This is a genomic window from Enterovibrio litoreus, assembly GCF_045679545.1.
Classification (GTDB): Bacteria; Pseudomonadota; Gammaproteobacteria; order Enterobacterales; family Vibrionaceae; genus Enterovibrio.
Genome location: NZ_CP166194.1, coordinates 2,921,368 through 2,933,935 on the forward strand (window position 1 = coordinate 2,921,368; position 12,568 = coordinate 2,933,935).

The following is a 12,568-nucleotide window of genomic DNA, read 5'->3' on the forward strand; positions in this document are numbered from 1 at the left end:
CTATCCCAGCTAGGAACGTTGCGTTAAGAAAAACGCGGCTAGTGCCAAATCTTCTGGCTGGGTGACTTTAATATTGTCGGCGTGCCCGACCACCAGCTTGGGTGACCCGCCCGCCAATTCGATGGCTGACGCTTCGTCCGTCACCGCTAATGATTGCTCAAGCGCACGCTGTAACGCTGCTAGCAATTGCTCGCGTCGAAACATTTGTGGTGTCAGTGCATGCCAAAGTTGCTCACGGCAGACGGTATGATCAACACGGCTATCTGTACCGGCACGCTTCATGGTGTCTCGCACTGGTGAGGCGAGCAATGCGCCATCATCATGGGACGCCGCCGCGTCAATCAGCGCATCGATATCTTGATGACGAACACAAGGCCTAGCCGCATCGTGAACCATCACCCAGGTCGCGTCAGTCGCATTGAGCCCTGCTAACACAGAATCTGCACGTTCTGCCCCGCCCGTCGTGACAACAACGCGAGAGTCGCTGACAAGCGACGTGGTTTGAAAGTATTCATCCTCTGCACCAATCGCAATCACCACTTTTGACACCTTAGGGTGTGCGAGCAAATAGTGCACCGTATGCTCTAGCAGGGTTTTATCGTCGATGGTGAGGTATTGTTTAGGGCAGGCTGCACCCATTCGTTTTCCAACGCCCGCTGCGGGCACAATAGCCACGACGTCAGAAACGACGGCGCTAGGCGAGCATTGGTTTTCATTACTTGCCGGGGTAGTCATGATTCTCTTCGTGTTATTAGGCGAGTGGATTAGTCGTTAACGATGCGGAAGAATGTTTCTCCCGGCTTGATCATGCCCAGTTCATTACGAGCACGCTCTTCAATCGCTTCTTGTCCACGCTTGAGGTCGGCGATCTCAGCAAACATCTGTTCGTTACGTTGATGAAGTTTATCGTTCGCTTGAGCGGTTGATTCCGCCACCGCACTCACATCGAGGTAGTCATCAATTCCATTTTTGCCCCACCAAAGGTGATATTGAAGCCATCCAAACAATACGATCAGCATGACTGTCAGCATTCGCATCGCATTTTCCTCACCATGATGAAACCCAGATAAAGCGTCGCGTACCTGCGTCGCCGAGAATAATTATAGAAGATAGCAATATTCCCACATTCGCCATTGCCACACCAGTAATGGCAACGACAAAGGTGTGAATATCAATAAATTGGACAAGGTTGAGTCATTAATTAACGGCTGACAATGATAACCATGTCATCACGTATTCATTGCCTGACTAAGAAGGTGAACAGGATTGGGGAGGGCTGAAAGTAAAATGGGTAAGTCTTTCGCCGCAAACGCAAAGGTAAATTCCGGCGGACCCGGTGTATACATTAACTCATCAAAGCCAAACAGCGTATCATCAACCAACAGCGGTATATGATCAGGCAGTCCAAAGGGACACACAGCACCTGGCACACAACCCAAAGTGGCTATCATGTCTTCGTTCGATGCGATGGAAGGACGTTTCCCCATAATACCCTTCACTTTTTTGCTGTCGAGTCGAGCTTCTTTGTAAGTGAGTAACAAGGCATACCCACCAGATTTAAACGACAAAAATAAGCTCTTAGTCGGTGTTGCCATCCATCCCAACCTAGCCCCGACTCGCTCGTCGGTGTCAAAATCCAAAATAGGCTCATGTTCCCATTGCTGATAGGCCACATCGCATGCGGTCATCAGAGCGATGTTCTTCTTCATGATCTCTTCGAGTGTTTGCGACATCTTCCCTCTCAACTCATCATCCATTTTTGCATGAGCAGATACGCTACATAGATCATCATGCTAGCAACCAGCACATCTATCATCTGACGCACACGCGGCTTCGATAACACGGGTGATAGCTTAGCAGCACCCAACGCAATACCATAAAACCATACAAACGACGCCAAAACCGTTCCAAACGCAAACGCATTGCGTTGTGCCGACTCAAGCTGCCCGCCAATAGAGCCAAGCACCACAACAGTATCGAGATACACATGTGGGTTCAGCAAAGTGACCGCTAAGGTGCTCAAAACAACCGAAACCATTGTTCGATTTACGGCGGCCACTGTCGCCGCTTCCTCATATTTACCGACCTGCCATGCCTGCCTTAGCGATTGGAAGGCATAGGTCAGAAGAAACGCGACGCCACCTAAGGTTACGATGTTCAGCAATATGTCATTGCTCGCCAACATGGCTCCACCACCAAACACACCGAGAAGGATCAACATGGCATCACAAATAAAGCATAGGGTGGCCACTATCACATGATGATTTTTTCGAATCCCTTGATTCAGTACAAACGCATTTTGCGCCCCAATAGGCACAATCATACTCAACCCTAATCCAAACCCTTGAAGCACGATGGCGCTGCTCATTGTGATACATCCTTGTTAGTCGTTAACTGTTATTGGTGCGAGAGCCATAAAATTAGTCTGGTGACAAAGGTAAGTAAATCTAATAATTTTAATGATAAATTAGACTTACTAATGTGATTATCATGAAAGGATTAGATTATCGCTGGGTAGAAGCCTTGGATGCTGTTATTGCCCATGGCGGTTTTGATAAAGCCGCAGATGCATTGTTCGTGACGCAATCCGCCGTCTCACAGCGCATTAAGCAATTGGAGAAGTTTGTCGCACAGCCCGTATTAGTGCGCGAATCGCCTCCGCAACCGACGGCCATTGGGAAAAAGCTGCTTGGGCTTTATCGACGCGTACAGTTGTTAGAAACAGAGTTACTGCCAGAGCTTGCCCCTGACGGTCTCTCTGCTGCCGTGACCGTTCCAATTGCTACCAATGCAGACAGTCTCGCCACTTGGTTATTACCAGCATTGGCACCACTAATGAAAGCACAAACATTAGAAATTAATTTGATTGTCGATGATGAAAGCCGAACGCTAAATCGCCTTCGCGCTGGCGAAGCCGTGATCGCCATCAGTACAGAGCCCTCTCCTCTTCAAGGTTGTGTGGCACCATTATTGGGAACCATGGAGTACGTCTGTGTCTGCACGCCGGCGTTTAAGGCGCAGTATTTCCCTAACGGTTTAAATACCCAAGCAGTGAGCAAAGCACCTGCTGTGGTGTTTGATCGCTTTGACGACATGCACACGCAGTTTGTGTCTGAGCGATTCAATCTGCCCACGGTGGGCTGGCGCAGCCACATGGTTCGTTCATCCGATGCTTTCGTCAATATGGCCAAGCTCGGCGTGGCGTATTGCCTGATCCCCAAGCTCCAGATTGAGCAAGAGTTGGCATGCGGCGAGCTTATCGATCTTTGCCCCGGCGATGGGGTGACACGCCATCTCTACTGGCACCACTTTGCCACCGAAAGCGGTATACTGGCGCAAATGACAAAAGCATGCTTAAGTTACGCTCGAACCGTGTTTCCCTAACTCGCGCTGCATGCCTTCTTCCGTTAGGGATAAACCATAGACTCTTGTGGTCAAACCGTGTTGAAACAGACAAAAATGGAAGCCTTCCTATGAAAAAGCATCTGATTGCCACACTGATTGGGGCAACTGTCGCCCTTTCTCCTTTCGCCTCTGCCGCCTCCCCCGATTTTCCGCATTTAGAAACCGTGGGTATTGGCGAAGTGGTTGCCATGCCTGATATGGCAAATATTGATGTTGCGGTCTCTCTTAACCGAACATCCGCACAAGCGGCCAAAAAAGCCTCTGACGATGCCATTGCCGCTTTACTTGAACGCCTTCAAAAAATGGGGATTGATAAAAAAGACATTGAAAGCGCCAACCTTTCAATTCAGCCCCAATACAGCTACCCGAAAAACAGCGAGCCTAAGCTTACGGGCTATCGAGCAAGTCGCACCGTTACGGTCACCGTGAAAGATTTGGCTAACCTTAATCGCGTATTAGACGGCGCGCTGGCTGATGGCCTTAATCGCGTCAATGGCATCTCATTCTCATCGAGCAAAGAAGAAGACTTAAAAGAAAAAGCCCGAATGGCTGCCATTGCAGATGCGCAAGCGAAAGCCGAGTCATTAGCCAAAGGCTTTGGTGAAACCTTGGCAGGAGTATGGGAGATTCGCTATGTAGATCAAACACCTATGCGCCCTGTCATGATGCGAATGGCGGAAGCCGCGGCGGACGTGAATGCCACCTATGAAGATGCAGAAATCACGATCACAGATCGCGTCAATGTGGTGTATGCACTCGGCGAGTAATAGCGAAAACGCTAGCAAAAAAATAAGGCCGCAATGATTGCGGCCTTATTTATGGGAGATAGGCGATTTGAGGGGGAACAAATACGTCTATCAGTGAAGGATACGTGCACGCAAGGTGCCATCGATCGCTTTCAGTTTCTCTAATGCCTTTTCTGAGTGCTCAGTTTCGACGTCGATCACAACATAACCAAACTCGGCATTGGTTTGCAGATACTGAGCCGCAATGTTGATGCCTTCTTCTGCGAAGATGGTGTTGATCTTGGTCAGAATACCCGGCTTGTTCTGGTGAATGTGCAACAGACGTGATGTACCGCTATGTTCAGGCAAAGACACTTCTGGGAAGTTAACACACGACAGCGTTGAACCGTTGTCAGAATACTTCACCATTTTGCCCGCGACTTCGATGCCGATATTTTCCTGCGCTTCTTGTGTTGAACCGCCGATGTGCGGCGTCAGGATCACGTTATCAAACGCTTGTAGCGGCGAGGTGAATGGGTCGCTGTTGGTTTTTGGTTCCGTCGGGAATACGTCAATCGCTGCACCACCGATATGGCCACTTTCCAGTGCACCACAAAGCGCATCAATATCAACCACAGTACCACGAGCCGCGTTAATGAAGACGGCGCCAGGCTTCATGCGTGCAAACTCTTCGCTGCCCATCAGATCTTGAGTCGATACCGTTTCAGGCACGTGCAAGGTAATCACGTCGCTTTTGTTAAGCAGCTCTGACATTGAACCCACTTGTTGCGCATTGCCCAATGAAAGCTTGTTCTCAATATCATAGAAGAATACGCGCATGCCTAGGTTTTCCGCCAAAATACCCAGTTGAGTACCTATGTGACCGTAACCAATAATACCGAGGTTTTTACCACGAGCTTCAAACGACTGATCTGCCGATTTAATCCACTCACCACGGTGCGCCTTGGCGTTCTTCGCAGGAATGCCACGAAGCAACAGAAGTATTTCACCAAGCACTAGCTCAGCCACACTTCGGGTGTTCGAGAATGGGGCATTAAATACTGGAATACCGCGCTTTGCAGCAGCATTTAGGTCAACTTGGTTAGTACCAATACAGAAACAACCAACTGAGACCAGTTTCTTTGCTTTTTCAAACACTTTCTCAGTGAGCTGAGTGCGAGATCGGATACCGACAAAGTGGGCATCAGCAATCGCAGCCTCAAGCTCTTCACCTGCCAGTGACCCTTTATGATATTCAATATTGCTATAGCCTGCGCCTTGCAACACTTCTATTGCCGTGGGATGAACGCCTTCAAGAAGAAGGATTTTTATTTTGTCTTTTTCAAGCGACACTTTAGCCATGCGGTTCTCATCCTTAAAAACAAACCAGAATTACAAAAATTGGTTTCGCCATCCAAGTGGCAGAGGGTATCGATCAAAACGTGGATGGACTGAACACTTTTCAGCCAAAATGGTCATCAACCCCTCACAATTAGTGACTAAGGTAACAAAAAGTTATTCGAAAGGGTAAGAATATTACGTTATAAAAGCGAAAAAAAACGGCGTCCAAAAGACGCCGCTAACTTATTGAGTTTCTTGTACGCAAACGTTTGGCTTTAACTTCAAAAAAAGTGAAAAGCTAAAGGGTTGCTCATGAACGAAAATTTAGCTTTTTACAACGCCATTCGGTGTGCCTTCAAGCACAACGTCAGCGCCACGGTTTGCAAATAAACCGACGGTCACCACACCCGCAATCCCATTAATTTTATCTTCGAGTTCTTTGGCATTGGTAATTTGAAGGTTATGTACATCCAATATCATATTGCCATTATCAGTGACACAACCTTCGCGGTAGCAAGGATCACCGCCAAGTTTGACCAGTTCGCGTGCCACATAAGAGCGCGCCATTGGGATCACTTCAACAGGCAATGGGAATTGACCCAGAACATCAACCTTCTTGGTGTCATCAATAATGCAGATAAACTTCTCAGCGATAGCCGCCACGATCTTCTCACGCGTCAGTGCTGCACCACCGCCTTTGATCATGTCGTTACTTGGGTTGATTTCGTCTGCACCGTCCACGTAGATATCCAAGCTCGCCACTTCATTGGCATCAAAGACTTGGATTCCGATCTTCTCAAGACGCTCAGTCGAAGCAACAGAGCTCGACACTGCACCTTTGATTTGCTCTTTCATGGTTTCAAGTGCATCGATGAAGTGATTAACGGTTGAGCCAGTGCCAACACCGACAATGCTGCCTTTGGTGACATATTCCAATGCAGCCCAGCCAGCCGCTTTTTTCATTTCATCCTGAGTCATGAGGATCTCCTGCTAATAAGGGGGAAAAACGCGAGGCCGATTATACAGATCTGTTTCGGCAAGTTGGGGATTTTTGCGCATCCAGATCTCGTTCTTGTCGATCAACTCTGATCGTGTCAGATCGACCATTGCCAGTGCATCGATGGCGTTAAGATCTCAGGCAGTGGGACATCCCACGCTTCAACGGGCAAAGCATCTACTTGCTGACAGTCATGCGCGATCCCCATGGGCTGTGCGCCTTGTTGAGTCTCATACCAAGATGCCAGCGTACGATCATAATAGCCGCCGCCCATCCCTAAGCGGTGTCCGCTTTGATCGAACGCGACCAGTGGCGTGCAAATCAGATCCAGCTTTTCAGCGGGCAACACATCACGTACATCGAGCTTGGGCTCAAGAATGCCGTAACGATTGGGAACAAGTGTCGAATACGGATGATAGCGAAGAAAGAGCAGGTGCCCTTTGCTGAAAGGATGGATTACGGGAAGATAAACCGACTTGCCTTGCGCCCAGCAATACTCGATGAGTGGTGCGGTATCAAGCTCGCCATCAACGGCAAGATACAAGGCGATATAGGTGGCGCTTTGTACGGTGTCGGATTGCTGAAAGCGCAACAGAAGCGCATCCGACGCATCCGTTTGCGCTTGTGCCGTCAATGCACGGCGTTGGTTCCGGATATGTTTGCGCAGCGTATTTCGCAGTTCGGAAGCAGTCGCTTTCATCGGCTGTCCTTGCCGTATTGCGGTGTGTATTTTGTGGGGAAGGCCCCAGAGTGCCGTTGGGAATCTTACGCCCTTGAACCCTGCGGTTCAAGGCGGATGGGCAGAACAGACCGTAGGCTTCTCGGTACGAGCCGAGCTTGCACAATAGCCTGTAACAACTCACCCTTAGATTTGCTTATCGGCTCAGGGACTCAGATCCACTGACGAACACTCCAGGGTCAAACAGGTAAAGCCCTTAGGCTTTCGACGCGCTGTGTTTTAACAACGCCTCTTCAATTGTTGTCTGTAACAGCGTGATACGCTGTTCCATTTCATTCTTTTCGTCAACGCCTTGTTTTCGCTCTGCTAACAACTCGTAGCAGACGTTCAGCGCCGCAATGGTGAGCAACTGCTCTGTATTCGTTACTTTAGTGCGCCCAGACAATTCATGCAACCGCTGATCGAAGTCGTTCGCCGCTTCAATCAATGCTTCTTCCTGACCCGCCGGACAGTTTACGCGCATCGTCTTGCCTAGGATTCGAATTTCAACAGCTTGCGTAGTCATTATCTTTTAGAGCTCCCTTCAAAGCGCGATGTCGCACCCTGAGTCACGGGCACAAACTATAGAAAATGGCGGATTAAACTGCAAGTTTATCCTATTGTCTTGCGTCTCTCGACGCACTGATTAGACGAAAAGTCGTCAATGTGATGAAAATCAGAGCTATTTTACTTTTATCTTCCACGTTTCCGTGGTCATACATGGACTTTTTCGGCTCAGATATTCAGTGACATTGCGCTAAGTGGTAGCATACGGCTTGAAATTAATGGCATCCAAGGTGGCCCTCGTGACTCAAGTAACTTTACCCGAATACAGCAACATTGCTACCACGCTTAAATCTGACAGTTTAGCCGTTACACCAGCTGAGATGCAGGGTCTGCTATGTGGCATGTTATGCGGTGGACTCGATCCAGAACTGGGCAATTGGATGCCAATGCTTTATGACTATACCAATGACGGTGCAGGTTGGCCCCATGAATCAAAAACATTGGCGGCCACATCACTCGGTCTTGCTCACCAGCAACTGTCAGCCGGTCAAATGGACTTTGAGCCACTGTTACCTGATGAAAACGCGCCGCTACTTGATCGTGGTGATGCGTTGACGGAATGGGTCAATGCCTTTATTGCAGGCGTTGGGTTGGCGGGCGTCACGGCTGGTAAGCTATCGGAAGATGGCAAAGAAGTACTGGCCGATCTGGCAGAAATTGCACAGCTAGGCATCGACGAAGACGACGACATGGAAGAGCAAGCCGTATTGCTTGAGCAAGTGATTGAGCACGTCCGCGTCTGCGCCATGACACTGCATGCCGATCTTGGCATCAAGTCGCAAAGTGATGAAGACAAAACGCCAACGCTACACTGAGATTAACACTCGCGGCTAAGCGCTCAACACATCACGTATTGGCCCCCATATAATGGCTGGAGATTGGTAACGAATGGACGCAACAGCGCCGTCAACACACTCATATGATGTTGTTATCGCAGGTGGTGCGATGGCCGGTGCGACACTCGCTCTGGCTATTGAGCGCTTAACGCAAGCGACGCTTTCTGTCGCAGTGGTCGAAGCCGCCATCCCGGACAATACTCACCCAGGGTATGACGCCCGAAGCATTGCTCTGTCCTACGGCAGTTGCCAATTGCTCAATCAGATCGGCGTTTGGCGTGGCGTGGCGCCCTTTGCTACCGCCATCAATACCATTCACGTCTCCGACCGTGGCCATTTTGGATTAACCGAAATGCACGCCGACAAAGAAGGTCTGCCATTTTTAGGCAACGTGATTGAACTTGCAGATGCGGGACGTGTATTCCATCAAGCCCTGAGTCAGTCGAAAAATATCTCACTGTTTTGCCCCGCGTTTGTCACTGACATTGCCCGTGCGACCGACAAGGTCACACTGACGCTCAACGACGGACAAACGCTCACCACTAAGTTGGTGGTAGCCGCCGACGGCGCACTCTCTTCATGCTGCGACATGGTAGGAATTTCCCGCCATGAGCATAACTTTGAGCAAGTGGCACTGATTGCCAATATCACCACCTCTTTACCGCATCAGGGCAAAGCGTTCGAGCGTTTCACTGAATCAGGTCCCGTGGCTTTATTGCCAATGTCGGAAGGGCGAAGCTCTTTAGTTTGGTGTGTCAAACCGCAAGATGTCCCTGCACTTCTCGAATTGTCTGATCAAGCGTTTGCAGACAAGCTCCAAGCCATCTTTGGTTGGCGCCTTGGTAAGCTATTGCATGTTGGACAGCGAAACAGCTATCCGCTGATTTTGCGCCAAGCCACGCAACTGATCAGCCACCGTTTCGCGGTTGTCGGCAATGCTGCACAAACCTTGCACCCTATTGCGGGACAAGGCTTTAACCTTGGGCTTCGTGATGTCATCACCTTGGCAGAAGAAATTGCTCGCGCACACAACGAACAACAAGATTGCGGCGACATGGCATTGCTGCAGCGCTATCTACAACGTCGAGAACCCGATAGGGATGCGACTGTGGCCATGACCTCTGGCCTTGTGCACGGCTTTTCCAACACGTCTGCGCCGCTTATCCTTGGGCGCAATTTAGGGCTGGCGGCCATGTCCGTCTTTAGCGGATTAAAAGCGCCATTGCTGCAACGCGCGATGGGACTGGTAGAACGATAATGAAAATGACAAATGTAGACATCGCCATCATTGGCGGCGGCATGGTGGGGTTAACTTTAGCGGCAGCTTTGGCTGATAGCGACCTTCGAATTGCTATCATTGAAGGCAAAGAACCCGAGCCTGAATTAAATGCCCTGCCCGACCTTCGCGTTTCGGCTCTGAGCCGCGCGAGTGAAAATATCCTAAAAAATATTGGCGCTTGGGAAGGCATTCTTGCTCGTCGTAGCAGCCCGTATCAAAAAATGTCAGTGTGGGAACAAGACAGCTTTGGCGCCATCGATTTTGATGCGATGGACATGGGGCAACCCAACCTTGGTTATATCGTTGAGAATCGTGTCATTCAGCTTGCGCTGCTAGAACGCGTGAAACAGCAACACAATGTGACACTATTCTGCCCAGATACATGCGCCTCCATGATGTTCGGTGAAACCGAAACGTGGCTAACCTTGGATTCCGGCAACGCCATCACCGCCAAATTGGTGGTGGGTGCAGACGGTGCGAATTCTTGGGTGCGAAATCAGCTCTCTATCCCACTCACACATTGGGACTATGGCCACAGCGCGCTGGTTGCCAACATACGCACCACAGAGCCTCACGACGGTGTGGCACGTCAGATATTCACACCAGACGGCCCTCTGGCCTTTCTGCCGCTTTCTGACCCACATCTTTGTTCCATTGTTTGGTCTCAATCCCCCGAGCAAGCCGACCAGCGATGCGCCATGCCAGATGAAGACTTTAACAAATCACTCACTGCCGCCTTCGATACACGCCTTGGGCTGTGTGCGGTGGAAGGTGAACGTGCTGCATTCCCTCTAAAAATGCGTTATGCGCGCGACTTTGTTGTCGATCGCGTTGCCTTGGTGGGTGATGCAGCCCACACTATTCACCCGTTAGCGGGCCAAGGCGTTAATTTGGGATTGTTAGACGCCACCACATTAGGGCAAGAGCTGGTGCGTTTGCACGATGAAGGCAAAGACATTGGCGAAAAAACCAACCTGCGCGCCTTTGAACGCTGGCGTAAAGCGGAAGCGGCACAAATGATTGCAGCCATGCAGGGCTTTCGCGATATTTTCTCTGGTGACAACCCAGCGAAAAAACTGTTTCGCGGAATTGGCTTGATGGCTGCCGCAACCCTACCGGGGATCAAAACGCAGTTTATTAAGCGAGCGTTAGGGTTAAGCGGAGATTTGCCAGAGTTGGCGAAGAAATAAGGTACTGGGTACTGGGTACTGTAATGCACAATGTTTTTGAGGGCCTGAGTGCGGTCAAGCTTTTCGCTTTTGCTCTTCCTAGGATCTAGGACCTGCTCTTCCTAGAACCTTATCTTCTTTATCCTACAAACAAAAAAACGGCTCCCGAGGGAGCCGTTTTCATATCTAAATCAGCATATCGCCGACTAAATGAAGTGCTAAGCGATTACGCTTGGCCTTTAACTTCTTTCAGACCGTTGAAAGGTGCGCGTTCGCCCAGAGCTTCTTCGATACGGATAAGTTGGTTGTACTTAGCAACACGGTCAGAACGGCTCATAGAACCCGTCTTGATTTGACCTGCAGCAGTACCTACCGCTAGGTCAGCGATAGTTGCATCTTCAGTTTCACCTGAACGGTGAGAGATAACTGCAGTGAAACCAGCGTCTTTCGCCATCTTGATAGCAGCCAGAGTTTCGGTCAAAGAACCAATCTGGTTGAACTTGATCAGGATAGAGTTAGTGATGCCTTCTTCGATACCACGAGCAAGGATCTTAGTGTTAGTTACGAACAGATCGTCACCCACTAGCTGGATTTTGCCGCCCAGCAGTTCAGTTTGGTGCTTGAAGCCAGCCCAATCAGACTCGTCCAGACCGTCTTCGATAGAAACGATTGGGAATTGCTCAACCAGACCAGCTAGGTAGTGGTTGAACTCTTCAGCGGTGAAGGTTTTGCCTTCGCCTTTCATGTTGTAGATGCCAGCTTCTTTGTCGTAGAACTCAGATGCTGCACAGTCCATAGCAAGAGTGATGTCTTTGCCTAGCTCGTAGCCAGCAGCAGCAACAGCTTCTGCGATAACTTCTAGCGCTTCAGCGTTAGATTTTAGGTTAGGCGCGAAACCACCTTCGTCACCAACTGCAGTGTTGTAGCCTTTTGACTTCAATACTTTAGCTAGGTTGTGGAATACTTCAGCACCCATGCGAACAGCTTCTTTCAGCGTTGCAGCGCCAACTGGCTGAATCATGAACTCTTGGATATCAACGTTGTTGTCAGCGTGCTCGCCACCGTTGATGATGTTCATCATTGGTAGAGGCATAGAGAATACGCCAGGTGTGCCGTTCAGCTCAGCAATGTGCTCGAACAATGGCATGCCTTTCGCAGCAGCTGCTGCTTTAGCGTTTGCCAGAGATACCGCTAGGATTGCGTTAGCACCGAACTTAGATTTGTTCTCAGTACCGTCCAGGTCGATCATGATCTGGTCGATTTCTGCTTGGTTTTTCGCGTCTTTGCCTTCTAGAGCGTTAGCGATTTCGCCGTTTACTGCAGCGATTGCTTTCAGTACGCCTTTACCTAGGAAACGAGCTTTATCGCCATCACGTAGTTCAAGTGCTTCGCGTGAACCGGTAGATGCGCCTGATGGAGCAGCTGCCATACCAACGAAACCACCTTCCAGGTGAACTTCTGCTTCTACAGTTGGGTTACCGCGTGAATCGATGATTTCACGACCCAGAACTTTAACGATCTTAGACATTGT

14 protein-coding genes and 1 other RNA gene are annotated in these 12,568 nt (G+C 49.7%); 5 read left to right on the plus strand and 10 right to left on the minus strand.

The window, feature by feature from the left end:
• Positions 1 to 9: 9 nt before the first annotated feature.
• The 4 genes from ispD to AB8599_RS12945 form a co-directional block, all read right to left on the minus strand.
• Positions 10 to 735, minus strand: coding sequence for a 2-C-methyl-D-erythritol 4-phosphate cytidylyltransferase (gene ispD, locus AB8599_RS12930; RefSeq protein WP_407331305.1), 726 nt, complete (start codon positions 733 to 735; stop codon positions 10 to 12).
• Between the two features lie 29 nt (positions 736 to 764).
• Complete coding sequence (gene ftsB / locus AB8599_RS12935; protein ID WP_407331306.1) at positions 765 to 1,037, minus strand: cell division protein FtsB; 273 nt, start codon at positions 1,035 to 1,037, stop codon at positions 765 to 767.
• A 192-nt stretch (positions 1,038 to 1,229) separates the two neighbouring features.
• Positions 1,230 to 1,733: a YbaK/EbsC family protein gene (locus AB8599_RS12940; protein WP_407331307.1), complete on the minus strand. Its 504-nt coding sequence runs from the start codon at positions 1,731 to 1,733 to the stop codon at positions 1,230 to 1,232.
• Positions 1,734 to 1,741: 8 nt separating this feature from the next.
• Positions 1,742 to 2,368 carry a LysE/ArgO family amino acid transporter gene (locus tag AB8599_RS12945; RefSeq protein WP_407331308.1) on the minus strand — a complete coding sequence of 209 codons (627 nt, stop codon included), beginning with the start codon at positions 2,366 to 2,368 and terminating at the stop codon, positions 1,742 to 1,744.
• Positions 2,369 to 2,490: 122 nt separating this feature from the next.
• On the opposite strand from AB8599_RS12945, the gene AB8599_RS12950 reads away from it, so the two are divergent.
• Positions 2,491 to 3,384, plus strand: a complete 894-nt coding sequence (locus AB8599_RS12950) for a LysR family transcriptional regulator ArgP (protein WP_407331310.1) — start codon at positions 2,491 to 2,493, stop codon at positions 3,382 to 3,384.
• Positions 3,385 to 3,473: 89 nt separating this feature from the next.
• A complete protein-coding gene (locus AB8599_RS12955; RefSeq protein WP_407331311.1) occupies positions 3,474 to 4,172 on the plus strand; it encodes an oxidative stress defense protein in 699 nt (232 codons plus the stop codon).
• 90 nt (positions 4,173 to 4,262) lie between these two features.
• Here the strand turns inward: AB8599_RS12955 and serA are convergent, their stop codons facing one another.
• The 5 genes from serA to zapA all read right to left on the minus strand — a co-directional run bounded on the left by serA (position 4,263) and on the right by zapA (position 7,712).
• The gene (gene serA, locus AB8599_RS12960; RefSeq protein WP_407331312.1) at positions 4,263 to 5,492 is read right to left on the minus strand and encodes a phosphoglycerate dehydrogenase; all 1,230 of its coding nucleotides are present in this window, start codon (positions 5,490 to 5,492) and stop codon (positions 4,263 to 4,265) included.
• Between the two features lie 303 nt (positions 5,493 to 5,795).
• Complete coding sequence (rpiA, locus tag AB8599_RS12965; protein WP_407331313.1) at positions 5,796 to 6,449, minus strand: ribose-5-phosphate isomerase RpiA; 654 nt, start codon at positions 6,447 to 6,449, stop codon at positions 5,796 to 5,798.
• Positions 6,450 to 6,565: 116 nt separating this feature from the next.
• Positions 6,566 to 7,168, minus strand: a complete 603-nt coding sequence (locus AB8599_RS12970; RefSeq protein ID WP_407331314.1) for a 5-formyltetrahydrofolate cyclo-ligase — start codon at positions 7,166 to 7,168, stop codon at positions 6,566 to 6,568.
• A gap of 38 nt (positions 7,169 to 7,206) precedes the next feature.
• Positions 7,207 to 7,390, minus strand: a non-coding RNA gene (gene ssrS / locus AB8599_RS12975) — 6S RNA.
• A 13-nt stretch (positions 7,391 to 7,403) separates the two neighbouring features.
• Positions 7,404 to 7,712 carry a cell division protein ZapA gene (gene zapA / locus AB8599_RS12980; RefSeq protein WP_407331315.1) on the minus strand — a complete coding sequence of 103 codons (309 nt, stop codon included), beginning with the start codon at positions 7,710 to 7,712 and terminating at the stop codon, positions 7,404 to 7,406.
• Between the two features lie 280 nt (positions 7,713 to 7,992).
• On the opposite strand from zapA, the gene AB8599_RS12985 reads away from it, so the two are divergent.
• From AB8599_RS12985 to AB8599_RS12995, 3 genes are all read left to right on the plus strand, one after another.
• Positions 7,993 to 8,568, plus strand: coding sequence for a YecA family protein (locus AB8599_RS12985; RefSeq protein ID WP_407331316.1), 576 nt, complete (start codon positions 7,993 to 7,995; stop codon positions 8,566 to 8,568).
• A 73-nt stretch (positions 8,569 to 8,641) separates the two neighbouring features.
• The gene (gene ubiH, locus AB8599_RS12990) at positions 8,642 to 9,847 is read left to right on the plus strand and encodes a 2-octaprenyl-6-methoxyphenyl hydroxylase (protein WP_407331317.1); all 1,206 of its coding nucleotides are present in this window, start codon (positions 8,642 to 8,644) and stop codon (positions 9,845 to 9,847) included.
• Positions 9,847 to 11,058, plus strand: a complete 1,212-nt coding sequence (locus AB8599_RS12995) for an FAD-dependent 2-octaprenylphenol hydroxylase (RefSeq protein ID WP_407331318.1) — start codon at positions 9,847 to 9,849, stop codon at positions 11,056 to 11,058. The genes ubiH and AB8599_RS12995 overlap by 1 nt, the downstream gene beginning before the upstream one ends.
• Positions 11,059 to 11,263: 205 nt before the next feature.
• Here the strand turns inward: AB8599_RS12995 and eno are convergent, their stop codons facing one another.
• Positions 11,264 to 12,565 carry a phosphopyruvate hydratase gene (gene eno / locus AB8599_RS13000; RefSeq protein WP_407331319.1) on the minus strand — a complete coding sequence of 434 codons (1,302 nt, stop codon included), beginning with the start codon at positions 12,563 to 12,565 and terminating at the stop codon, positions 11,264 to 11,266.
• Positions 12,566 to 12,568: the final 3 nt, after the last annotated feature.

Bases quoted from the DNA above. Each gene is read 5' to 3' on its own strand.
- ispD (WP_407331305.1), bottom strand. From the start codon at position 735: ATGACTACCCCGGCAAGTAATGAAAACCAATGCTCGCCTAGCGCCGTC.
- ftsB (WP_407331306.1), bottom strand. From the start codon at position 1,037: ATGCGAATGCTGACAGTCATGCTGATCGTATTGTTTGGATGGCTTCAA.
- AB8599_RS12940 (WP_407331307.1), bottom strand. From the start codon at position 1,733: ATGTCGCAAACACTCGAAGAGATCATGAAGAAGAACATCGCTCTGATG.
- AB8599_RS12945 (WP_407331308.1), bottom strand. From the start codon at position 2,368: ATGAGCAGCGCCATCGTGCTTCAAGGGTTTGGATTAGGGTTGAGTATG.
- AB8599_RS12950 (WP_407331310.1), top strand. From the start codon at position 2,491: ATGAAAGGATTAGATTATCGCTGGGTAGAAGCCTTGGATGCTGTTATT.
- AB8599_RS12955 (WP_407331311.1), top strand. From the start codon at position 3,474: ATGAAAAAGCATCTGATTGCCACACTGATTGGGGCAACTGTCGCCCTT.
- serA (WP_407331312.1), bottom strand. From the start codon at position 5,492: ATGGCTAAAGTGTCGCTTGAAAAAGACAAAATAAAAATCCTTCTTCTT.
- rpiA (WP_407331313.1), bottom strand. From the start codon at position 6,449: ATGACTCAGGATGAAATGAAAAAAGCGGCTGGCTGGGCTGCATTGGAA.
- AB8599_RS12970 (WP_407331314.1), bottom strand. From the start codon at position 7,168: ATGAAAGCGACTGCTTCCGAACTGCGAAATACGCTGCGCAAACATATC.
- zapA (WP_407331315.1), bottom strand. From the start codon at position 7,712: ATGACTACGCAAGCTGTTGAAATTCGAATCCTAGGCAAGACGATGCGC.
- ubiH (WP_407331317.1), top strand. From the start codon at position 8,642: ATGGACGCAACAGCGCCGTCAACACACTCATATGATGTTGTTATCGCA.
- AB8599_RS12995 (WP_407331318.1), top strand. From the start codon at position 9,847: ATGAAAATGACAAATGTAGACATCGCCATCATTGGCGGCGGCATGGTG.
- eno (WP_407331319.1), bottom strand. From the start codon at position 12,565: ATGTCTAAGATCGTTAAAGTTCTGGGTCGTGAAATCATCGATTCACGC.